A 22,751-nucleotide genomic window follows, 5' to 3' on the forward strand; every position below is an offset into this window, starting at 1 on the left:
ACACTATGACGAAAACGACACCGGATATTCCTTTATTGATCGAATCAGATGAAGCAGAATTGCGCGATAGTGGCGTGCCTAGCACCGTTCATATTGCTAAGCATCCGCTGCATCCACTGATTGTGACTTTTCCGATCGCATTTCTCACAGGTACATTGGTAACAGATGCAGCGTATTGGTTTACTAGCGATCCATTCTGGGCAAGAGCTTCATTTTGGCTACTGGTTGGAGGACTGGTCACAGGTCTCGTTGCAGCAGCAACTGGAATGAGCGATTTTCTCAGAATTGGGCGCGTTCGGGAGCACAGTGCAGGCTGGGCGCATATGGTAGGAAATATTGCAGCTTTAACTTTATCTGCGATCAACTTATGGTTGAGATGGGGCAACGAAACGGGCGCAATTTTGCCGACTGGAATGATTATTTCGCTATTTGTGTCTGCAATTCTAGGAATTACGGGATGGTATGGAGCAGAGCTAATTTATCGCCATAAAGTTGCGGTCATAGGAGTAGGTCCGAATCGTCGTCCTTAGCTTTTATCTCACCTTTGAAAGATACGTTAACTCACACGTTTGAAAGAGGTAGAAATTGCCTCTTTTTTTTATGTTGGTACTAGGAAGAATTCAATTTTTTATTATGAATAAAGATTCAGCAGCAGAAACTCAACCTGGAATTAATCAACCGATGACCGCAGCAGAAGTTGATCCCCAGCAAAAATTAGAACAGCAAAAAGAGCTTGCTAAGGAATATTTAGCATCGAATCCGGGCGATCGCATTGATCCGTCGAAATCTCTCGAAGAAAAAGCACAGCAAGTTGCAGTCGATGCCCCTGACATCACTGGTGATCACATTACAGTCCCAACCTATTTTGTGTTTGAGACTCCAGATGGCGAAAAGAAAGCGTTACACCATGTCAAAGATGCGGAAGAAATTTCCGACATGATCCGCTTAGCAAGACTAGATGAAGATGGCAATCGAGTTTGGCGGTAGAGTCCCGGTTTTGGGCGAGTTCGTTTTGTTTCACATCCATTTCGCCCAATCCTCTACAGAACATCGAAAATAACAGGAGCAAGTCAATGGTACAAGCATCGCCAGAAAAGCAGAAGTCGCAGCCTCCACAGCAGCAAGACCAGCAGCCCGGACATGAGTCACAAATGACTCCTGCACCACAAAGCTATGGAGAGAGATATCAAGCAGCAGGGAAACTTTCCGGTAAAGTTGCACTCATAACTGGAGGCGATAGCGGAATTGGTCGTGCGGTGGCGATCTTGTTTGCGAAAGAAGGTGCAGACGTTGCGATCGCGTATTTGAATGAACATGACGACGCAAAAGAAACGGCTCGACTTGTCGAACAAGAAGGGCGCAGATGTCTTGCCCTTCCGGGCGATATTGGGGATGAATCGCTCTGCCAATCGATTGTCAAAAAGACGATCGATGAATTCGGTCATCTCGATATTTTGGTCAATAATGCCGCTGAGCAGCATCCTCAAGAATCGATCGAGAATATTACTTCAGAACAGTTAGAGCGAACTTTCCGCACGAACATTTTTAGTATGTTCTTTTTGACGAAGGCAGCATTGCCGCATCTCAAAGAGGGAAGTTCGATCATCAATACAACTTCTGTAACTGCTTACCAAGGTAGTCCACAGTTACTCGATTACTCTTCGACGAAGGGTGCGATTGTTGCATTTACGCGATCGCTCTCCCAATCTTTGATTGAAAAAAGAATTCGAGTGAATGGGGTTGCGCCAGGTCCTATCTGGACTCCCTTGATTCCGTCTACATTTCCTGAAGAGAAAGTAGAATCATTCGGTAAGCAAGTTCCGATGCAGCGAGTTGGACAACCTGATGAAGTTGCACCAAGCTATGTTTTCTTAGCATCCAGTGATTCGAGCTACATGAGTGGGCAAATCTTGCATCCCAATGGCGGCAATGTTGTCAACGGTTAAGTAAACTCGCCCGAATTTTAAGCACTCCAAAGTTTGAAACTTTGGAGTGCTTCTGCTATGCAAAACCAGCAGCTTCGGTTCAGCCTGAAATGCTTGCTTCAGTGCCTCAGGTAATTCCAGCATCCAATCCAAAAAACAGAATAAGTTCAGTATATGTTGTCGCTCATAACCCTGCTCATACAGCCGTCGCGTGAGCCGAAACTTCCACTCTTTCCGAGCTTGGGCATCGTTGCGTGTCTCCTTTGTTTTCAGATGTGCCATTACTGAGGAAATCATAGCCTTACCTCCAATCAATATCTGTAATTGCTCAACCTAGTAGCCAATCGGTCTGCAGTGAGGTAAGGATACGGGAAATAGCATCAAAATTAGATAAACCTGGTTGAGCAATTACCTTCAGTCACACGAACACATCTCTCACCCAAACAAATCAATCAACAAAGAACATTCCTTTGGCATAGTTGTAATGTGAGTAAAACTCTTGTACTATAAAACAGGCTTAATAGTTGCGATCTCTCATCCTGATCATGCAGTGCAAGAGAGGCTTTATGGAACAAACGATTTCGGCTGTGTTCCCGTTCATGGGGCATTTCCTAAACATCCAAGGTGATCAAATTCACTGTTAGTCCCTATCCCGATCTATAAGGCGTTGAGGTCTAAGTGATGGATGAACATTCGATCGAACAAGCTCGCCAGACGGTAGACCATTTCTATCGCACTGAGTCCCGTCGGGTTTTCGCAACTCTGATCCGACTGTTGGGGGACTTCGACCTTGCAGAAGAGGCGCTGCACGAAGCATTTGCAGCAGCAATAGAACAGTGGACACGGGACGGGGTGCCACACAATCCCATATCCTGGTTAGTTTCGACCGGACGATTTAAAGCGATCGATACCCTGCGTCGTCGATTTCGCTTTGATGCTTCACTGGGAGAACTGGGAGCGCGACTTGAACACGCAGAAAATTCCCTCGTGTTAGAAGACAATGAGGTTGAAGATGATCGGTTGCGGCTGATTTTTACGTGCTGCCATCCCGCCCTTTCGCTCAATACCCAAGTTGCCCTGACCCTGCGGGAGATCTGTGGTCTGAAAACGGAAGAAATTGCCAGTGCCTTTTTGTCCACACCCTCCACCATTGCCCAACGGATTGTGCGGGGCAAAGCAAAAATTCGAGATGCTCGCATTCCTTACGTCGTACCTGCGATCGCAGATCTTCCCGAACGGTTCGATGCGGTATTATCAGTCATCTATCTCGTCTTCAATGAAGGGTATTCCGCTTCATCCGGTGAGTTTGTGACGCGACCGGATTTGTCAACCGAAGCGATTCGCTTAGGGCGTCTCCTGGTTGAACTCCTGCCCGATGCAGAAGGCATGGGACTTCTCGCACTCATGCTATTTCAGGAGTCACGCCGGACTGCCCGCTCCTCACCGAAAGGAGATTTAATTTTGTTAGAGGATCAAGATCGTTCTCTTTGGAACCGAGAGCAAATTGCAGAAGGTCAGCGATGGGTGGAACAGGCGTTAGCTGCTCCACAGATTGGGGTGTATACGCTGCAAGCCGCGATCGCGGCTGTCCATGCTGAAGCACCCAGTGCAGAGGCAACCGACTGGGGACAAATCGTGGCATTGTATAACCTTCTCGCGCAGGTGGTACCTTCCCCGATCGTGCGGTTGAACCGAGCCGTTGCCGTGGCGATGCGAGAGGGTGCAGGGGCAGGACTGCAACTGGTTGATGGCATTTTAGAGCAAGGTGAATTGTCCGACTATCACCTCGCTCATGCGGCACGGGCGGATTTGTGCCGACGCTTGGGTAAGCTTGCCGATGCCAAAGAATCCTATCACCGCGCCCTTGCCTTAGTGCGACAGGAACCCGAACGCCGATTCTTGGAAAAACGCCTGCGCGAATTAGGTGAAAAAAATTTTTAACGGGATGTCGATTTATGGGAATCCCGAACGACTACTGAATGAAAGCGCCCATTCTCTAATTTGGAGGAGCGGATGAAATTTATTTGCCTTGGCTATATGGAAGAACGCAAGTGGGACGAGATGCCAGAGCGCGATCGTACTACTCTGATGGAAAAATGTTTTGCCTACGATGACGAATTGCGTCAGGGTGGACACTTCATGGGTGGAGAAGCCCTACAAAGTGTTCGCAATGCGGCAACCCTGCAATACCACAATGGTCAGGTTGCTGTTACCGATGGACCCTACGCAGAAACCAAAGAACAACTCGGCGGATTTTTGGTGCTGGAAGCCAGAGATCTGAACCACGCGATCCAGTTGATGTCAAAGCATCCGGGTGCCCGTTTTGGTTCCTTTGAGCTTCGCCCAGTGGATGAAAATCAATGCGTCAGTGACAAAGTTTGAGTTCGCTACTTGACTCATTAACTACGGAGAAAACCAATGCAAGCAACATTACAAAAGCAACACCAATGGTTAGACAAACTGATTGGGGAATGGAATTATGAATCGGAATGCCAAATGGAACCCGATCAACCACCCTCAAAATTTAAGGGAACTGAAATTGTAAAATCGCTAGGTGGACTCTGGATTATCGCTGAAGGTCAAGGCGAAACGCCAAATGGAGAAATGGGAACAACAATCGTAACCCTAGGGTATGACCCGCAAAACGATCGCTACATCGGAACCTTTGTTTGTTCGATGATGTCCCATCTTTGGCTTTACAACGGTTCCCTGAACGAAACCGAAACCGTGCTCACACTAGATACCGAAGGACCCATTTGCACTGAAACCGCGTTAGCAAAATACCAAGATATTATTACGTTTGTTAGCAACGACCACCGGATTTTGACCTCCCAAATTTTAGGAGAAGACGGCAACTGGCATCAGTTTATGACGGGTCACTACTGGCGCAAATCCTAGTTCAACGATCAGGTTCAAACCCATGAAATACATGTTGTTGATTTACAGTGACGAAACTGCATGGAGCGAGAGTGAACGGGAGCACTGCTATGCTGAGTCGATTCAACTGACGCAAGAACTCCAAGCAAAGGGACAATATTTGGGTGCGTCACCGTTGCACCCTGTTTCAACCGCAACAAGCGTTCGGGTTCGGGACGGCAAACGGATGATCACCGATGGTCCATTTGCTGAAACTCGCGAACAACTCGGCGGTTACTTCCTGATCGATGCAAAGGATCTCGATGAAGCGATCGCGATCGCTGGACGCATCCCTGGTGCCCGTGTCGGCACCGTCGAAATCCGCCCTGTGCTGGAGCTATCAGCCTTGCTGTCAGATTAGTCTTGCGATTTTAGCTCATTCAGAGAAACACCATGCCAACCATTCAGACAATAACTCCCTGCTTGTGGTTCGACAATCAAGCAGAAGAAGCTGCTCAGTTTTATACAGCGATTTTTAGCAATTCCAAAATCGTCACCATTACTCACTATGGAGAAGCTGGGCAGGAGATCCACAAAAAACCAGCCGGAACAGTCATGACTGTAGCCTTTGAGCTAGATGGGCAACCATTTACGGCGCTCAACGGGGGACCAACCTTCAAATTCAACGAAGCCATTTCCTTCCAAATCCATTGCGAGACCCAGGAAGAAGTGGACTACTACTGGCAGAAGCTATCTGCGGGTGGCGATGAAACAGCACAGCAATGTGGCTGGCTCAAGGATCGATACGGCGTTTCATGGCAAGTTGTTCCGCGTATTTTGGTTGAAATGCTCAATGATGCCTATACAGAAAAATCCCAAAGAGTCATGACAGCAATGCTGCAAATGAAGAAGATCGAAATTGATGAACTGAAACGCATCTCTGTTGAATAACAGTGAATATCTCTACACAATCTCACTCAACAACAATCAAACATCAAACATCAACAACGGGAGATTCAACAATGAAGGTTATGGTGATAGTAAAAGCGACTCAAGACTCGGAAGCTGGTGTGATGCCCAGTGAACAACTGCTAACCGAAATGGGAAAGTATAACGAAGAATTGGTCAAGGCTGGCATTATGCTAGCAGGCGAGGGACTGCATCCTAGCTCGAAAGGGGCACGGGTTCAATTTTCTGGAACGAATCGAACGGTTATTGATGGTCCTTTTACGGAAACCAAAGAACTGATTGCTGGGTATTGGCTGTGGCAAGTGCAATCGATCGAAGAAGCGATCGATTGGGTGAAGCGTTGCCCCAACCCCATGCCGGGAGACTCCGAGATTGAGATTCGTCCAGTGTTCGAGGCAGATGACTTTGGTGAAGCATTGACACCTGAACTCAGAGAACAGGAAGAACGCATTCGCGAAAAGACTGAGAAGCTAACGCAAAGATAGGGAACAAAAGTTCGCCTTGTGTAATCCCCATCCAACCTACCTGTCACAGCTTATGGACTACTAGCATTAAGTCCATAAGCTGTGACGCTGGTTAACTGACAAAACTGGAGGCGAGGAGCAAAATCCCGTCATCTAGGGATTACCACACCACTTCAATTACTGTTATGGAAAATGCTCCTCGCCTTTATTGTCAGTCAATCAGCTTCGCCATCTCAAAGTTTGCTCTTTGACAGGATTAATGAAGGCTCGATTTTCAGATTGCGATCGCGCAAATTCTGCTTTCAATTGGTAGTACCATCTCGCCTGAGTATCTGCATCTTTAATCAACATCAAGCCTGGATTGTGCCGTAATCCAATCTTCTGTTTTACTACCATGTCTCGATCTTGATTCAAGAATGTTCGAGTGAGCGGAAGTAAAAAGGGCTTCAACAGATTGAACCAAGGGATTGTTGAATAAAAGAGCGTAGTAACTTCTGTCTCGGTATCATTCAGCGGAGTCATCGTCGTTAGATTGCAGACTCGATGTCGCTTTGTAATCACTTGCTCAAATCGTACTCCTGGGAGTTGGAATGAGATTTCGACTTCTGGATCACCGCCTACTAGATCGTAAAGAAAGGTCGATCGCTCTAATTTATGCCGCCGCATCGTAAATCCGAGCGGAGACGGATCAAACGTTTTTACTTCTTCTGCCAGGGTCGGATCAGCCCGCCACCACCACGCTCGATGCACAAAAGGCACATGCGCTGGATCCATTAACCCGACTACCGCATGATCTAAGTACGTTGGAAAGTTCATCACAACAGCGGCTTGATACGTCGTGTCAAAGCCAGGAACTTGAGGCGGCTCATCTTGGGGAGACTGCTCTCCGATGTAAATCCAAATATTGCCTTGTGCTTCTCGAATTGGATACGATCGCACTCGAAATTTAGAAAAATCTAGCGCTTGATCCTCAGTCAACGCTGGAATCGCAGTACATTGTCCGGCTGCGTCAAACTTCCAGCCGTGGTAAGCACATTCCACCTCAGTACCGTCAAATCGCCCGCAACTCAGCGGAACTGCTCGATGCGGACAGATATCTCTCAGAGCGAAGACTTTTCCCGCCTGGGTTCTGCCTAGTAAAATCGGTTCATTGAGCAGGGTTTTCGCGATCGTTTGTCCCGGCTTCAAACTTCCACCCGGCAGCGCATAGTACCAAAGGTCGCGCAAAAACAAAGGCTTGTCCATCATTTTGCTGCCCGTACTAATAGCCAACTCACTGCCCCCAGTCCCAACACAGTCGGCAACCAAGCTGCCAAGATCGGCGTGAAAATCTCCAACCGCCCAAACGCATCACAAACAAACGACAGCAGGTAGTAAGTAAAAATGATCAAAATACTAATCGCAAAACTTGCACCTCTGCCGCCTCGTCGGGGTTTCGTGCCCAACGTCGAACCTGCTAATCCAAAAACCAAGCACACAAATGGAAAGGCAATTTTCTGCTGAATTCTCATTCTCAATTGATTGGCGCGCTTCTCATCGCCACTTTGGTTGACCAACTGGAGATAATCCTGAACTTCGGCAATATTCATCTCTGCCGAATCAGTTTTGTGAGTCGCCAAATCCAGCGGGGTTCGGGGCAATTGAATCTGCTGCCGCTCGAATTTGAGAATATTGCGGTAAGACGCATTCGGATCAACTAGGTAAATTGTGCCACTGAAAAAGTCCCAGGTTTGATCCTCATAGTTCCAGCGAGCAGAATCTGCACTAATGATCTGATTCACCCCGTTTTGAGAGAAATCCAGCACCGTTAAGCCCTTCATTTGCTGCCCGTCGAATCGTTGAGCATAAAAAATCCGATCGAGCATTTGTACACTCTTTCCATCGGGCTGCTTCTCATCGCGATACTGCTGAAAGACAATATTCTTCTCATCAAACTTCGGCTTATCTTGCTTTAATGCTTGTGATAACGTTTGAGTCGCTTGATATTTTGCTGCCGGAACAATTGCTTCATTAAAGCCAAAAGTCATCACAGAAACGAGAAAGCTCAACACGATCGCAGGTGCAACCAGTCGATAGATGCTAATCCCGACACTTCGCAGCGCAATCAACTCACTGTCAGTCGAAAGCCGACTATAGACCATTAACGTCGAAAGCAAGGTTGCCATTGGAAAAGAAAGGCTAGCAAACTCTGGCAGTCGCAAGAGAAAAACGCGAGTTGCGATCGACAACGGCAAGCCCATTTCTGTCATCTGGCGAATCAGATCAAACACCGCTCCTACCGACACCAGAATCGATGTAAACGCTGCCACGCCAAAGATAAATGGACCCGTCAATTGTCCAGCAATATAGCGATCGAGAACCGAAATCGGCGCGCGGGTAGGAGCTAAAGACATAATCTAGGGTTGAAAATTGTCACCGAGATAATACTGGCGGACTAAGGGATTGTTGTAAAGTTCCTCAGCACTGCCCGAGGCAAGAATCTGACCATCTCGCATGATGTAAGCGCGATCGATAATGGCTAACGTCTCGCGCACATTATGATCGGTGATCAGAATCCCCATATGGCGATCGCGCAATTGCGCCACGATCGTTTGGATTTCAGCAACGGCGATCGGGTCAACGCCTGCAAACGGTTCGTCTAATAATAAAAATTTGGGTCCGTCTACCCCTGTTGCCAAAGCCCGCGCGAGTTCTGTCCGACGACGTTCTCCACCCGACACTTGAATTCCGAGCGAAGAGGCAACTTTTTCTAATCGAAATTCTTTCAGCAAACTGTTTAAGCGATCGTTCCACTGCCAGCGCGGAACCTTGGTTTGCTCCAGCACGAGTAGAATATTTTCTCGTACGGTTAAATAGCGAAAAATGCTCGCTTCTTGAGCAAGATAGCCAACTCCGAGATGAGCGCGTTTGTCGATCGAGAGATCCGTCACTTCTTTATCATTCAACCAAACCTTACCGCTGTCTGGCTTTTCTAGCCCAGTTGCAATATAAAACGTCGTCGTCTTTCCGGCTCCGTTGGGACCAAGCAGCCCGACAATCTCACCCTGACCCACAGACAAACTGACGCGATTCACCACTGGGCGATCGCCAAACGATTTGTGAATATTTTCTAGAACGATTCTCAAAACCCGCTCCTAAAACCTGAAAAAGAGGGGACGTAACTCGTTAACGACTCGACCGAAACTGAGATTGTGGGCTAAAAGGAGCAGGAGCCGCAGGTGCAGGCGAAGCAGGAGCCGCAGGTGCTTCAATCAAATAGACCGCTTCTACTTGTTTATTCGGTTGAGGGAGTGCCACAAACCGCCCTTCATCGACTAAATACGTAATCGTTTCTCCCCGCAAACTATTGCCCTGTTGCAAGACGTAGACATCCCCTTGCAGAACAATCCGGCGTTCGTTGCTGTAATAAATAGCTTGAGCAGAAGTGGCTTGAATCTGACGAGCAGGATAGTTAATCTGGACGTTACCTTTTGCAACGACAACCCCTGTTTTCGCGTTTGCCTCAGTACTATTGGCGCGCAAGGTAAGCGGAGTCGAGCCTGCGGGTGCTTGAGCGATAGAAACACGTCCATTCGCAAGCACAGCAGCGGCGATGATCGGCAGAACTAGGAGAGAACGAACGGAGAAGCGAGACATGAGTGGAGACTGGGGATGAGGGTGAACAGGACGAATCGAATATATCACTATCAGAAAGTTAAGCGTATGCGATCAATGAATTCTTTGACATCGGGCGATCGTGCGAATAAAGTTCAAGACGAGCGATCACGAAGACAAGTTTCTATATACATGACTCTTCAACGATTTGCTGTGATTTTCTGGATGATTGGTGGACGGAGAAAAATTTTATCGACAGATTCAAGTGGTGGATCGTCAGTCAAAACGATTTGATCAACGCGATCTTGTCCTGCGGCTTGAATTTCACTGAGTAAGGCTGATACATCTTCTACGAGTTGCTCAACCTCAATCCCACCATATTCAGGTTGATAGTCGCTTAATCGATTTAATCCCTCCCCTATCAGAATGACGGCTCCGCGCCAGTTGTAATTGCCTAAATGGTAGAGTCCCACCGCAATCTGTAAAATGCCCTGATAGAATTTTTTATCGACGACAGGAGCTTCGATCCAAATCGCTTCTAAGGTGTCATGGCAGGCGTAGAATTCGCCCTGATTAAATTGCTCGATTCCCTGCCAAAATTCTTCTGGGATGTCTGTGTCCATGCTGTGATTTTATCGCTAAACACTATCTTGCAACTGCGCCTGCAGCGATCGCTCTTGTTCCACCCGAATTCCCAAGTTCGCTGTCGTCTGTCCCTGTCCCCACAAGACCCAGCGACTTCCACTCGGAAGTGTATTCAAACTGCTCGAATTCTGCGTCAGCCAAACGATGGTTCCTTCAGGCAACCGATCTGATGTCACCTCTTGATGCGGCTGAACCTCTGCTAAGGTTTCCAAAACCAGTTGCCGTCCCCGGATTGCCCCAGATTCTGCTGTCCACACTCGAATGCTCAAGGTCTGTCGCTCTCCGTAAAAATACAGCGATGCCGCAGTCGTGACTGCCTGCTCAAATGCTTCACGATCCCAAGTTGCCGCACTATCTAAGGCAATCACAATCTCTTGCCCACTGGTTAAAATCTCTAACTCTCGCACGCGCAACTCGCCATACCGAGCACTACTGCGCCAATGAATCATCCGCATCGGATCGCCCCAACGATAGGGACGCAGCGATCGAGTGATGCCCTGCGTCGAATTCTGCGCCCGCTGCGACTGCATTTGCAAGCTCATCTCTTGCCCAATCTGATCAATCAACGGGCAGCGGCTCAACGGCAAAACCTGTGGGTAAATCACCGCGATCGCATCGGCTCGAAACGTCTTGCGATACCAAAACAAACCCAAAGGAGCTGCCGTTCGCAGTTGCACTTCATACCAGCGGTAAATTCCCCGCTGCTCGGCTCGATGCTGGTAAACCCAGTAATAAGGAGTGGCTGGATGAATCAATTCCACAACCTTTTCAACAGGCTTGCCGAAGACAGACGGAATGAAATCGGTCGCTTGAATCAAAGTTTTTCTTTGTCGAGTCGGATTTTGAATAAACAACTCGATCGTTAAATTCTCACCGACACTCACGGGCTGAATTGGACGGCGGGTGATCGATAATCGGGACAGCGTTCGTCGGGAGAGAATAGCCGCGATCGCCAACAGCGCCAACACAACGCCGCTCATGACATATAGCCAACCGGACATCGAATTCGTCGCCGCGAGAAAGAAGAAAATGCCCATCCCCGCCAACAACCCACCGCTATAAGCCGGATTGATCCAATGAGATTCGAGCCAGTCTGTAAGGCGAGAAATACGCATGAGAGTTCTGTAAAGGCTTTGCAAAGGGACGTGATTTCAGAATGCACCAGACCGTGAACCGAGAGAACCTTTTCGATGAAGAGTTTCCCGGAATTTTTCGCTCAGCTGATCACAGCCTCAGTGCTTTATCCGTACAAAAACTTTCTGCAAACTTTTTCTCTCCGTATTTCTACGATGCCATGACATCAGGTACAGTCTGGGGAATCAGAGTATTTCTCTAGCCGCCCCCTCGTCAACTTGCCCATTCCCCTCGATCCCGGCGAAATACGGAAGCCTGAGTATATGACACAAGTAAATCCTTTTGACGAGTCGGTTAAATCTAGCTCGCGTTCTCGATCGCTGACTGAACCTGTTGCGGTTCCTCCTCCTTCCATTCCTCTCGGAGCCAAACGCAATCCAGTTCCCGCTACGCCGCGATCGATGCCACCGAGTTCAGTGCCGACGATTCGACAACTCGTTCAAGATGCGTATGCGAAACAGGCATCTGATATTCACCTGCGCGTGGGTGAACCCGTTCGCTATCGGATTCGAGGGCAAATGATCCGGCAAAATCAAGCCGCAGTCACCCCCGAAATGTTCGATCGCTTTTTAGCCGAGATGCTCACTCCCGAACAGTGCGAACGGTTTCGGCAAGAGAAAGAACTTGATACCGCCATCTTCTATCCTGGTTTCGTCCGCTGCCGGGTGAACTGCTTTGAGAGTTTGACGGGCGGCGCGATCGTACTTCGTCTGATTAGTCTAGAGGTTCCCACGATCGATCGACTGGGCTTACCTTCAGTGCTCAAACATCTAGTCAGCTATCAGCAAGGCTTGATTCTCCTCACAGGACCCACTGGCTCCGGAAAATCGACCTCGATCGCGGCAATGATTCGCCACTTGAACGAGACCGATCAGCGCCATATTGTCACGATCGAAGATCCGATTGAGTATGTTCACACCTCGCAGAATTGCCTGATTAGCCAACGAGAGGTCGGACTGCATACGCATGAGTTTGAACACGCACTCAGAGCGGTTTTGCGCGAAGATCCAGACGTAATTTTGATCGGGGAAATGCGCGATCGCGTCACGGTCGATACAGCCTTAAAAGCGGCTCAAACTGGGCATTTAGTCCTTGGAACCCTACACACAAAAAGCGCGATCGCAACTGTGAATCGTCTGCTGAATATCTATACGCCGGATGAGCAGGACGCGATGAGAGTTCAGATTTTAGAATCTCTGATTTCGGTTGTGGCTCAGCAATTGTTACCGACGACAGACGGACATCGAACTGCGGTGCATGAAATCTTGCTCAATACACCTGCAATGCAAGATTACCTGCTCAAAGGCAATGATATCGAAGCATTCCAATTGATGGAGACTGGCACCAATGAAGGAATGCAAGTGATGAACCAAGCGTTGTGTGAGTTGATCTTACTCGGCAAAATTACGCCTGAAGATGCCGTGAAAGCGTCTCCAGATTTGGGAGATCTCCGCCGTCGCGTCCGTAATGAAGGCTACGATCCAGGACGGTCTTCAAATCGGGAATTTGATCCGTCTGCGCGAGATTATCATCCGGCTTAAATCCGATTTTGAAAATTGTTGAGTCTTTGCGATCGTATTTCGTGTGAAATAGCATCGTTGACGATCGCAAAATTTATGTCTTTTGACCAACCCGCTCAATTTCTCCAAATCGATCACTTCCTCGCCGATGAGGATCGTCTGAATCTGTTGAAATACGTGCTCGATCGCGAAGCTGATTTTGTCCCAACCAGCACTGCAACTGGCGACCTCGACTATCGCAAATCCTGGATTCTCTATCACTTTGAAGCGTATGAAAACTGGATGATTCAGAAAATCACACCGCTCCTGCCGCGTCTGTTCCATGCCTGGAATATCGAACCCTTTGCCATCTCACAAATTGAGATTCAACTCACCGCTCACAACGACGGTCACTATTACAAAATCCATAACGATAACGGTAGCCCAGATGCAGCAACTCGAACCATGTCGTATGTCTATTATTTCAACCGAGAACCGACAAACTTCTCAGGCGGAGCATTACGGCTTTACGACATGCGAATCGAAAATGGACACTACGTTCAAGCAGAGACTTACCGAGACATCCAGCCCGTGAATAATCGGATTGTGTTCTTTCCTAGCCATTGCCTACATGAAGTCTTACCGATTTCTTGTCGATCGCGCAATTTTGCCGACAGCCGTTTTACACTAAATGGCTGGGTTCGTCGCGAAGCGACCGAGTATGTCTAAAATTAACAAATGTTGCTAATGCTAGGAAATTTGTATGACTCCTCACGTTGAAATCTACACCTGGAGTGCCTGTCCCTTCTGTATTCGGGCAAAAGCGTTACTCGATCGCAAAGGTGTGCAGTACACCGAATATTGTCTCGATGGCGACGAACCCGGACGGGCAAAAATGGCAGAACGCTCAAACGGTCGCCGCTCTGTCCCACAGATTTTTATCAACGATCAGCACATCGGAGGGTGTGACGACATTCACGCCTTGGATCGATCCGGCAAACTCGATCCGCTGCTTGCTGCCTAGATCAATGTCTCGATCAATTTGGGAGTTGGTGACTCCAATTCCCACTCTACCCACTTTTCTCTAACGGACTGAGCTGCTGTGAAAATTGCATTTATCATCGATCCGATCGATCGCCTCGACCCGACTCACGACACCAGCGTGGCATTTATGGAAGCTGCCCAGCAACTTGGGCACGAAGTCTGGATCACACAGGCGAATCGGCTCAGTGTCGTTCAAGGCAAAGCGCATGCGACTTTAGAGCGAGTCACACTTGTCCCAGTCACCCTCGGCGAAAATCGGTGGATTGCAGTTGACCAGTGGTTTCAAACTGAAGCACCTGTGTTTCTTCCTCTCGAAACCATGGATGCAGTCTTCATGCGCACTGATCCTCCGGTCAATACAGCGTATCTCTACGCAACGTATATTCTCGACTACGTTGATCCTGCCAAAACGAAAGTGATCAACTCACCCTCAGGCATCCGGGCTGCGAATGAAAAAATGTATGCGCTGCAATTCACTGAGGCGATTCCTGAAACGATCGTCACGCAAGAAAAGCGCGTCATCCTGCAATTTTTAGAACAGCAAGGAACCGCCGTTTTAAAACCGTTAGGCGGAAAAGCGGGCGAAGGAATTTTGTTCTTGCAAGCGGGCGATCGCAATCTCAACTCGATGATTGAAATCAGCACTCAGCAAGGCACATTACCGATCATGGTGCAAACCTATCTGCCCGAAGCCAAAGACGGCGACAAGCGGATTATTCTGCTCAATGGCGAACCGATCGGAGCCGTCAATCGCATCCCGACGGGCAACGAATTTCGAGGCAATATGGCAGTTGGGGGCAGAAGTGCCCAAACTGATATTACCGATCGCGAAAAAGGCATCTGCAAAATGCTGGCTCCCACACTGCAAAGAGATGGGCTTTTCTTTGTCGGCATTGATGTGATTGGGGGCTACTTGACCGAAGTGAATGTCACCAGCCCAACCGGAATCCGCGAAGTCGATCGACTCAATCACACCCAGTTAGCGGTACAAGTGATCGAGTCCATTCAGAACGTCGGGTCGAAATGATAAAATTCTTCCAGCAATTTCTACTGGCGATTCATTAAAGAAGGTAGCCAGCCACAAGCCCCCTTGTACTGACTACCCGCTCGCAAGGGCGACTTACCCGACCCTTGCTCGACTAAGCTAACTTAACGCTGAGGTCGGCTAGGCAAAGGCAGAATAAAGAAATTGCAGATAAATGATGAAGTTCTCAGCGCTCGTACGTACCGTCAGGCTAGTTTGTGAACTGCAATGATCAAAGAATTTGCGCCGTGGCAAGAAATTTGGAACAGAGTCAAGACAACGCTGCGCCAAACTGCCAGAGTCTGGATTCCAGCTTCTGCAATCGCAGGCAGTGTGATTGGGCTGCGAACCACTGGAATCATACAGCCTTGGGAATTAAGCTATGTTGATAGTTTCTTTCAGGCACGTCCGGCAGAGCCAGTCGACGATCGCATCGTGATTGTCGGTATTCGAGAAGCAGAATTACAACAGCATGGATGGCCGCTCAACGATCGCACCTTAGCCGCATTACTCACCCAAGTTGAGCGTGCCAAGCCGCGCGCGATCGGGCTGGATATTTACCGCGATCACGCCGTCAGAGAAGGCAATGCTGAACTCGAAAGAGCCTTTCAAACCATGCCGAATCTGATCGGCATTCAGAAAATGCCCGATCCTGAAAGTCCGGGTGTTGCAGCTTCTCCAACGCTCAAGAAGCTGGGACAAGTTGGATTTAACAATGTGATCTTCGATCCTGATCGCAAGATTCGACGGGCAGTCCTATATTGGTTTGAAAATCGTCAGAAATTTCGGAGTTTCTCGATGATGTTAGCGCTGCGCTATCTCGAAAACCAAGGCATTCGCGAAGAGGGAGCGCCTCATGATGCCAAAATTCTAAAGCTTGGAAAAGCGATATTTCCCCGATTTCAACAGAATGATGGGGTTTATGTGAATGCAGATGATGGGGGATATCAGATCATCGCCAATTTTCGAGGTGGGGCAGGACATTTCCGAACGGTGATGATGCAAGATGTCTTGGATGGAAAAGTGCCAGCCGAGCAGTTGCGCGATCGCATTGTTTTGATTGGCTCGCTCGCACCGAGCTTAAAAGATTTTTCAGCCACACCCTTTAGTGGAGGTTTCACTCGTACGCCTATCGAAGTGGCAGGGGTGGAAATTCAGGCAAATTTTATTAGCGAAATTTTGAACGTGGCACTCGGGCAGCGCAGGCTTTTGAAAAGTTGGAGTGAGCCTGTCGAATACATCTGGATTTGGACATGGGCGCTAATTGGCACTAGTGTTTGTTGGCGACTGCGTTCTCCTCAGCGCAGTTTTCTGGCAGTCGTTTTGCTAGGTGGGGGACTTACCGGAATTTGCTACGGATTATTTCTGGCAGGGTGGATTGTGCCCTTTGTGCCCGCAGCGATTACTTTAGTCACTTCAGCCACGGTTGTGATTGCTGCGATCGCGCATTCCCAAGAAGAGTTAAAGCGATCGAAAGAGTTTCTTTCGCGTGTGATTAATTCCATTCCTGATCCGGTATTTGTCAAAGATGCTGAGCATCGGTGGGTAGTTCTGAATGAAGCGTATTCTAAATTACTTGGAAAACCGCTCGAAGAATTAATCGAGAAATCGGATTACGAAATTTTTCCAGAACATGAAGCAGATGTGTTTCACCAGCAGGATGAATTAGTGTTCAGATACAAGAATGAATTAGAACACGAAGAAGAATTTACAAGCACGAATGGTGTGACTTACCACATTGCAACAAAGCGATCTCTACACAAAGATGCGGCTGGAAATCTATTTTTAGTCGGTGTCATTCGCGACATCACACAACGGAAAACGATTGAAGAAGAATTGAGACGAACAACCGAAGAGTTATATCAGTCAAATGTGGAACTACGCTTATCGCAAGACAGATTGAACTATATTGCCAATCATGATGCGTTAACTGGATTACCGAATCGGATCTTGTTGTACGAACGGATCAAACAAGCGATCGAGATGACGAAGGCAAGTAATCAAATTACCGCTTTACTGTTTCTCGATTTAGACGGATTTAAACAGATTAATGACACATTAGGACATGCAATTGGTGATTTGCTGTTACAGGCAGTTGCCAGACGGCTCAGCGGTTGTTTAAGAACGAGTGATACAGTCGCGCGTTTAGGCGGGGATGAATTTGTTGTGCTGCTACCCGCAATTCCAGACATTCTGACCGTGACGCAGATCGCTAGAAAGATTTTAAGCCGTTTATCACAAGCATTTGCCATTTCGGGACAGACCTTATTGGTGACGACGAGCATCGGGATTGCGATCTTTCCAGAACATGCAGATGATTTGGAACTACTTATCGAGAAGGCAGATGAAGCCATGTATCACGCTAAACGATCGGGTAAAAATCAATTTTCGATCGCCGATCGTATTCCCGTCGAAAACCATGACTAATTGGCAAAATCCGTCGATAGAGAGTGTTTGCCATCTCTGAAAACGCTCACACTGGGAGGCGCACTCCTCAGAAACCTAAAAGATGCAGTTTCCAGAGACGTTTCGCGCGCTCGAATCCCGAAACTACCGCCTGTTTTTCATAGGGCAAGGGCTTTCTTTGATTGGAACTTGGATGAGCCAAACTGCCTTAATTTGGCTGGTTTATCATTTAACGAATTCTGCATTACTTCTGGGAGTGGTCGGCTTCGCGCAGCAATTTCCGAATTTCCTCTTGAGTCCGTTTGCAGGCGTTTTAGTTGATCGTTGGAACCGTCAACATACTTTGATTGCGACTCAGGCTCTGTCCATGCTGCAATCTTTGCTGTTAGCTGTTTTAGCGTTTAGCAACGCGATCGATCTCTGGTATATCATTGCGCTCAGTGTGTTTCAAGGCTGCGTCAATGCGGTCGATATTCCTGCGCGCCAGTCGTTTGTCGTGCATTTAGTTGATCGACCAGAAAATTTAGGAAATGCGATCGCGCTCAATTCTTCGATTTTTCGTGGAGCACGATTGATGGGTTCTGCGAGCGCAGGATTATTAATCGCAGCAGTGGGCATTCCCGCCTGTTTTGCGATTGATACGGTTAGCTATGCCGCTGTGATTGCAGGGCTGTTTGCCATGCGGTTGCGAAAGCGCGAGATGCCAATCCCTTCACAAGATGAAACCGTGCCTCGGCCTATACAATCAACCTCATCCCTATCAACCTCATCCCTAATCATTGGAGGATTGCGTGTCTATTACTGCTAGCGATCGAGATCAGGTTTCATTGAAAACGTGGATCGGGGTGTTTGGCACGGTCTTGGGTGCATTTATGGCAGTGTTGGATATTCAAATTACGAATTCCTCGTTAAGAGATATCCAAGCCGCTCTCGGAGCGACTCTAGAAGAAGGATCTTGGATTTCGACGTCTTACTTAGTTGCGGAAATTGTGGTGATTCCGCTGACAGGTTGGCTGTCGCAGATCTTCTCAGTTCGTCGCTATCTCCTCGTCAATGCTTCTCTGTTCATTCTCTTCTCGATCCTGTGTGCATTTGCTTGGAATTTACCCTCGATGATTGTGTTTCGAGCACTTCAGGGGTTCACGGGTGGTGTGCTGATTCCAATGGCATTTACCGTGCTGCTGACGACTTTACCACCGTCGAAACAACCGACTGGGATGGCATTGTTTGGTATTACAGCAACCTTTGCACCATCGATCGGGCCAACCTTCGGAGGTTGGTTAACTGAAAACTTTAGCTGGCACTATGTTTTTTATATCAATCTGATTCCAGGCGTGTTATTGCTCACAGCCGTTTGGTATGCGATCGATTCCCGCCCGATGCAGCTCGATCGCTTAAGGGATGGCGATTGGGGTGGCGTGATTGCGATGGCGATCGGGCTTGGATCTTTTCAAGTCGTGCTTGAAGAAGGCAGTCGAAAAGATTGGTTTAGCTCTGATTTGATCGTTCGATTAGCCGTGATTGCTGTAATCTTCTTGAGTATTTTCTTCTGGATTGAACTGACTCGGAGGCAACCTTTTATCGATCTCAGATTGATCAAAGAACGCAATTTTGGACTAGCCAGTGTCATTAACGTTGCACTTGGGTTAGGACTGTACGGCTCAGTTTATATTTTGCCGCTTTACTTAGGACAGATTCAGGGATACAACGCGCTACAAATCGGTGAAGTGCTGATGTGGGTTGGATTTCCTCAATTACTGGTGATTCCGTTTGTTCCCCGGTTGATGAAAATCGTGGATGTGCGGCTCTTGATTGGAGTTGGGGTGAGTCTGTTTGCTGTCAGTTGTTTTATGAATTCGACTTTTACGAATTTGACCGGGATGGATCAATTGCGAACTGCTTTACTGGTTCGGGCGGCAGGGCAGCCTTTGATTATGGTTCCACTTTCGACGGTCGCGACAGCGGGCTTAGCGCCTAATCAAGCGGGATCAGCGTCTGGATTGTTTAATATGATGCGAAATTTGGGTGGGTCGATTGGTATTGCCGCGATCGCGACGCTCCTCACTCAGCGCCAGCAATTCCACTCGAATCGGTTAGGAGAAAATATTTCTAATTTCAATCCTGCCACTCAAGAGCGCTTGAATCAGCTGACACAATATTTTGTCAGTCGAGGTTCGGATTTAGCCTCCGCTCAAAATCAGGCATTAGCCGCGATCGATAACGTTGTGCGCCGTGAAGCTTATATTCAAGCGTTCAATGATTGCTTTTACTTCATCGGATTCGCATTGCTCGTCAGCGGTATTGCAGTGCTATTTTTCAAGAAGGTTAAAGCCTCAGGCGTGAGTGCTGGACATTAGCAGAGTCAAGCTTGTTCGTGCATTGAGCAACCGGAGCGTCATAAAACGCTGGTTTCTGATGTTGCAACGGAAACATCTTTTCTGTTCTTTAACCAATAGGTCATCATTTCTCCGCGCCCTTTTACCTCAATCACTCCTCGTGGCTCAAAATGATGTGTCGCTACTAGCCGCAGATAAGTTGCTTCTGTGACTTGAATCCCACCTGCAACTCCGTGAGACTCCATACGACTTGCAATATTCACGGTATCGCCCCACAGGTCATAAATAAATTTCCGCAACCCAATCACGCCCGCAACGACTGCACCCGTATTCATTCCAATCCGAATGCTAAAGGCTTCGCCCGTCTCTAAATTGAATTGATTAATCGCCTTTTGCATGTCAATTGCCATGTCCGCGACTGCGATCGCATGATCGTCACTCGGATGTGGTAATCCGCCCACGACCATATACGCATCACCGATCGTTTTAATTTTCTCTAATCCATGCTGTTCTGCTAAGCGATCGAAGCGCGAAAAAATTTGATTCAATAACCCCACCAACTCCTGGGGCGAGGTTCGAGCCGACAAACTGGTAAAGCCAACAATATCCGCAAATAGAACTGTTACATCTCCAAAGCCATCGGCAATATGCGGCTGAATCTCATCGGGCGTTTCTTTGAGCCGTTGCGCGATCGGGCTTGGCAAAATATTCAACAGGAGACGTTCGGACTGGGCTTGTTCTGCTGCCAGCTGTTGAGCAGTCTCTTGCGTCATCGACAGGGAAGCTTCCAGATCATTGAGTGCCTTCTGCAACTGATCAACCGCAGGACGAAACACCAAAATTCCTTCTAATAGCAAGATCAGCATCAGCAATCCGAACAGACTCAGTTCTACCGCTCGGAGTTGTGCAATTCCTTCTTGTGCCTGCTGGTTGTAAGACAACAGCAACTGATTAATCCGCTCAGAAAATTCTTTCCCACTTTCTCGAATTTCCTTCAGATAGTATAAAGTTTGAGCAGGTCGCTTCCGACCCGATTCCAGTTGCATCAACGCTTCAACTGCTTGCCGAATCCGACGATGCGAGGGGACAAGGGCATCCGCTTGATTGCGAATCTCATTGCCAGACCTGCTAAAACTCATGGCTTCCCGAATTGCACTTTGAACTTTTTGATCGGCAACCTCCCACTCTTGGAGAATGTTTTCAATCTCTTGAATCTGTGTCGCATTACTTTGAGTCGAATCAATTTGTAGTGCCAAAGTCGCTTCTCGTAACTGCCAACTTAGCATTCTCTGTCGGCTTGCAATCTCGACGACTGTTGCATTTTGCTTTTGTTGAGACAGCATCGATTGGACGATCGCTTGACCTAAAAGCGCTAGGAATGCCACTGTACCGAGAGAAACGATATAAAGTAAAGTCAAGCGATGGGTCGAAGATCGGGGAGTTGACATGTTCAACACTTAGGAACGCAGCTAAACGCTATATTTCCCGATTGTGAAAGAGAAGTGACGATTAAACTGTCAGGATGAATGGTGTGATCGAGGAGTAAACGTGATGTTGAGTTGGGATCAAAGTTCGAGTATTGCTCTGATGCAGCGAGAGCGAGCTTGGGTTGAGATTGACCTCGCGGCACTGTCCCATAATGTGCAGCAGATTCTCAGCCTGATGTCTCCCCAGACTGAATTAATGGCAGTGGTCAAAGCAGATGCGTATGGTCATGGATCTGTGACTGTGGCGCAGACCGTTCTACAAGCAGGGGCAAGCTGGCTTGGTGTAGCGACGATCCCAGAAGGCATTGAATTGCGAGAAGCGGGGATTGAAGCGCCGATCTTGGTTTTAGGCGCGACTCATACCGCTGATCAAATTCGAGCGATCGAGCATTGGCGGCTGCAACCCACGCTCTGCACTCCCAAACAGGCTTTGGTCTACTCAGAATCGGTTCGAGGCAGCGTTCTGCCCGTTCATATCAAACTTGATACAGGCATGTCTCGATTGGGGACATCGTGGGAGCAGGCGGTTGAGTTTGTGCAGTTGGTAAAGGGTTTGCCGAATTTGTCGATCGATAGCATTTATTCCCACTTGGCAACGGCTGAAGATCTCGATCCCACGATCCGAAAACAACAGCAAAAACGTTATGAAGCAGCGATTCGAGCCTGTGGATATGACGTAGCGGGCAAGCATCCCCGCTTTCATTTGGCCAATTCAGCCGGAACGATGGTTGATCCGAGTTTGCACTATGACATGGTACGGACGGGGCTGATTTTATATGGATTGTATCCAGCAGAGCATTTGCGATCGGGTTCGCACTTACCGCCAGCGTCGCGGTTAGATCTCCGCCCCGTGATGCAAGTCAAAGCGCGAGTGACCCAGGTTAAAAGGATTCAGCCGGGGACTGGGGTAAGTTATGGGCATCGATTTGTTGCCGATCGAGACACGACGATCGCGGTGGTTGGGATTGGCTATGCCGACGGAGTGCCGCGTAATCTCTCGAACAAGATGAAGGTTTTAGTCCGAGGACAACAGGCAGCGCAAATTGGCTCGATCACGATGGATCAATTAATGCTGGATGTGAGTCATATTCCAGCGTTGCAAGAAGGAGAAGTGGTGACGCTACTCGGACAAGATGGTAACGAAAAAATCTTGGCAGATGATTGGGCAAATTTGTTAGGAACAATTTCCTGGGAGATTCTGTGTGGATTTAAGCATCGCTTGCCACGAGTTTCGGTAGGTCAGCCCTATGTGGCGAAACGAGCAGTCTTTGATCCAATCAAGAGAACTTTAGGTTAGTGCAAAATCTGTTTCGGCTCCGCTCAACGATCGAATTTTTTCGATCATTCACAAATCCTGCCTAGTGCGCA

The 22,751-nt window shown here is 48.1% G+C and carries 25 protein-coding genes; 17 read left to right on the forward strand and 8 right to left on the reverse strand.

Annotated features, from left to right (window positions below):
- Positions 1-5 precede the first annotated feature (5 nt).
- The 3 genes from OU814_RS00240 (at position 6) to OU814_RS00250 (ending at position 1,946) form a co-directional block, all read left to right on the forward strand.
- The gene (locus OU814_RS00240) at positions 6-530 is read left to right on the forward strand and encodes a DUF2231 domain-containing protein (RefSeq protein WP_017291129.1); all 525 of its coding nucleotides are present in this window, start codon (positions 6-8) and stop codon (positions 528-530) included.
- Positions 531-633: 103 nt separating this feature from the next.
- Complete coding sequence (locus OU814_RS00245; RefSeq protein ID WP_268179584.1) at positions 634-987, forward strand: hypothetical protein; 354 nt, start codon at positions 634-636, stop codon at positions 985-987.
- A gap of 86 nt (positions 988-1,073) precedes the next feature.
- Positions 1,074-1,946, forward strand: a complete 873-nt coding sequence (locus OU814_RS00250; RefSeq protein WP_268179585.1) for an SDR family oxidoreductase — start codon at positions 1,074-1,076, stop codon at positions 1,944-1,946.
- Here OU814_RS00250 and OU814_RS00255 read toward each other — a convergent pair.
- A complete protein-coding gene (locus OU814_RS00255) occupies positions 1,872-2,222 on the reverse strand; it encodes a hypothetical protein (protein WP_268179586.1) in 351 nt (116 codons plus the stop codon). The two genes, OU814_RS00250 and OU814_RS00255, sit on opposite strands and share 75 nt — an antisense overlap.
- Before the next feature lie 384 nt (positions 2,223-2,606).
- On the opposite strand from OU814_RS00255, the gene OU814_RS00260 reads away from it, so the two are divergent.
- The 6 genes from OU814_RS00260 (at position 2,607) to OU814_RS00285 (ending at position 6,235) form a co-directional block, all read left to right on the forward strand.
- Positions 2,607-3,866 carry an RNA polymerase sigma factor gene (locus OU814_RS00260; protein ID WP_268179588.1) on the forward strand — a complete coding sequence of 420 codons (1,260 nt, stop codon included), beginning with the start codon at positions 2,607-2,609 and terminating at the stop codon, positions 3,864-3,866.
- A 72-nt stretch (positions 3,867-3,938) separates the two neighbouring features.
- Positions 3,939-4,307 carry a YciI family protein gene (locus OU814_RS00265; protein ID WP_268179590.1) on the forward strand — a complete coding sequence of 123 codons (369 nt, stop codon included), beginning with the start codon at positions 3,939-3,941 and terminating at the stop codon, positions 4,305-4,307.
- A gap of 36 nt (positions 4,308-4,343) precedes the next feature.
- Positions 4,344-4,823 (forward strand): DUF1579 domain-containing protein, encoded by a 480-nt coding sequence (locus OU814_RS00270; protein ID WP_268179592.1) that lies wholly within the window; start codon positions 4,344-4,346, stop codon positions 4,821-4,823.
- A 22-nt stretch (positions 4,824-4,845) separates the two neighbouring features.
- Positions 4,846-5,202, forward strand: coding sequence for a YciI family protein (locus OU814_RS00275; RefSeq protein ID WP_268179594.1), 357 nt, complete (start codon positions 4,846-4,848; stop codon positions 5,200-5,202).
- Positions 5,203-5,234: 32 nt separating this feature from the next.
- Positions 5,235-5,732: a VOC family protein gene (locus OU814_RS00280; protein ID WP_268179596.1), complete on the forward strand. Its 498-nt coding sequence runs from the start codon at positions 5,235-5,237 to the stop codon at positions 5,730-5,732.
- Positions 5,733-5,812: 80 nt separating this feature from the next.
- Positions 5,813-6,235 (forward strand): YciI family protein, encoded by a 423-nt coding sequence (locus OU814_RS00285; RefSeq protein ID WP_268179598.1) that lies wholly within the window; start codon positions 5,813-5,815, stop codon positions 6,233-6,235.
- A gap of 198 nt (positions 6,236-6,433) precedes the next feature.
- On the opposite strand, the gene OU814_RS00290 is transcribed toward OU814_RS00285, so the two are convergent.
- The 6 genes from OU814_RS00290 to OU814_RS00315 all read right to left on the reverse strand — a co-directional run bounded on the left by OU814_RS00290 (position 6,434) and on the right by OU814_RS00315 (position 11,568).
- Positions 6,434-7,462: an aromatic ring-hydroxylating oxygenase subunit alpha gene (locus OU814_RS00290; protein WP_268179600.1), complete on the reverse strand. Its 1,029-nt coding sequence runs from the start codon at positions 7,460-7,462 to the stop codon at positions 6,434-6,436.
- Positions 7,459-8,607 (reverse strand): LptF/LptG family permease, encoded by a 1,149-nt coding sequence (locus OU814_RS00295; protein ID WP_017291113.1) that lies wholly within the window; start codon positions 8,605-8,607, stop codon positions 7,459-7,461. The genes OU814_RS00290 and OU814_RS00295 overlap by 4 nt, the downstream gene beginning before the upstream one ends.
- A 3-nt stretch (positions 8,608-8,610) precedes the next feature.
- The gene (gene lptB, locus OU814_RS00300) at positions 8,611-9,339 is read right to left on the reverse strand and encodes an LPS export ABC transporter ATP-binding protein (RefSeq protein ID WP_017291112.1); all 729 of its coding nucleotides are present in this window, start codon (positions 9,337-9,339) and stop codon (positions 8,611-8,613) included.
- A gap of 40 nt (positions 9,340-9,379) precedes the next feature.
- Positions 9,380-9,850, reverse strand: coding sequence for an LptA/OstA family protein (locus tag OU814_RS00305; protein ID WP_017291111.1), 471 nt, complete (start codon positions 9,848-9,850; stop codon positions 9,380-9,382).
- A 158-nt stretch (positions 9,851-10,008) separates the two neighbouring features.
- A complete protein-coding gene (locus OU814_RS00310) occupies positions 10,009-10,431 on the reverse strand; it encodes a DUF309 domain-containing protein (protein ID WP_017291110.1) in 423 nt (140 codons plus the stop codon).
- A 15-nt stretch (positions 10,432-10,446) separates the two neighbouring features.
- Positions 10,447-11,568 (reverse strand): DUF58 domain-containing protein, encoded by a 1,122-nt coding sequence (locus OU814_RS00315; protein ID WP_268179604.1) that lies wholly within the window; start codon positions 11,566-11,568, stop codon positions 10,447-10,449.
- Between the two features lie 282 nt (positions 11,569-11,850).
- Here OU814_RS00315 and OU814_RS00320 point away from each other — a divergent pair, with 282 nt between their 5' ends.
- From OU814_RS00320 to OU814_RS00350, 7 genes are all read left to right on the forward strand, one after another.
- Positions 11,851-13,128, forward strand: a complete 1,278-nt coding sequence (locus OU814_RS00320; RefSeq protein WP_017291108.1) for a type IV pilus twitching motility protein PilT — start codon at positions 11,851-11,853, stop codon at positions 13,126-13,128.
- A gap of 75 nt (positions 13,129-13,203) precedes the next feature.
- On the forward strand, positions 13,204-13,815 hold the full coding sequence (locus OU814_RS00325) for a 2OG-Fe(II) oxygenase (RefSeq protein WP_190649684.1): 612 nt from the start codon (positions 13,204-13,206) through the stop codon (positions 13,813-13,815).
- 34 nt (positions 13,816-13,849) lie between these two features.
- The gene (gene grxC / locus OU814_RS00330) at positions 13,850-14,110 is read left to right on the forward strand and encodes a glutaredoxin 3 (protein WP_268179608.1); all 261 of its coding nucleotides are present in this window, start codon (positions 13,850-13,852) and stop codon (positions 14,108-14,110) included.
- A 78-nt stretch (positions 14,111-14,188) separates the two neighbouring features.
- Positions 14,189-15,157 carry a glutathione synthase gene (gshB, locus tag OU814_RS00335; protein WP_268179610.1) on the forward strand — a complete coding sequence of 323 codons (969 nt, stop codon included), beginning with the start codon at positions 14,189-14,191 and terminating at the stop codon, positions 15,155-15,157.
- A 225-nt stretch (positions 15,158-15,382) separates the two neighbouring features.
- Positions 15,383-17,581: a CHASE2 domain-containing protein gene (locus OU814_RS00340; RefSeq protein WP_268179612.1), complete on the forward strand. Its 2,199-nt coding sequence runs from the start codon at positions 15,383-15,385 to the stop codon at positions 17,579-17,581.
- Positions 17,582-17,663: 82 nt separating this feature from the next.
- Positions 17,664-18,368 carry an MFS transporter gene (locus OU814_RS00345; protein WP_268179614.1) on the forward strand — a complete coding sequence of 235 codons (705 nt, stop codon included), beginning with the start codon at positions 17,664-17,666 and terminating at the stop codon, positions 18,366-18,368.
- Positions 18,352-19,917: an MDR family MFS transporter gene (locus OU814_RS00350; RefSeq protein ID WP_268179616.1), complete on the forward strand. Its 1,566-nt coding sequence runs from the start codon at positions 18,352-18,354 to the stop codon at positions 19,915-19,917. Before OU814_RS00345 ends, OU814_RS00350 begins: the two co-directional genes overlap by 17 nt.
- 38 nt (positions 19,918-19,955) lie before the next feature.
- Here OU814_RS00350 and OU814_RS00355 read toward each other — a convergent pair whose 3' ends face one another.
- Positions 19,956-21,344 carry an adenylate/guanylate cyclase domain-containing protein gene (locus OU814_RS00355; protein ID WP_268179618.1) on the reverse strand — a complete coding sequence of 463 codons (1,389 nt, stop codon included), beginning with the start codon at positions 21,342-21,344 and terminating at the stop codon, positions 19,956-19,958.
- Positions 21,345-21,447: 103 nt separating this feature from the next.
- Here OU814_RS00355 and alr point away from each other — a divergent pair, with 103 nt between their 5' ends.
- On the forward strand, positions 21,448-22,680 hold the full coding sequence (gene alr / locus OU814_RS00360; protein WP_268179620.1) for an alanine racemase: 1,233 nt from the start codon (positions 21,448-21,450) through the stop codon (positions 22,678-22,680).
- Positions 22,681-22,751 lie beyond the last annotated feature (71 nt).

Origin of the sequence: Leptolyngbya sp. GGD (assembly GCF_026735145.1) — a bacterium.
Classification (GTDB): domain Bacteria; phylum Cyanobacteriota; class Cyanobacteriia; order Leptolyngbyales; family Leptolyngbyaceae; genus Leptolyngbya; species Leptolyngbya boryana.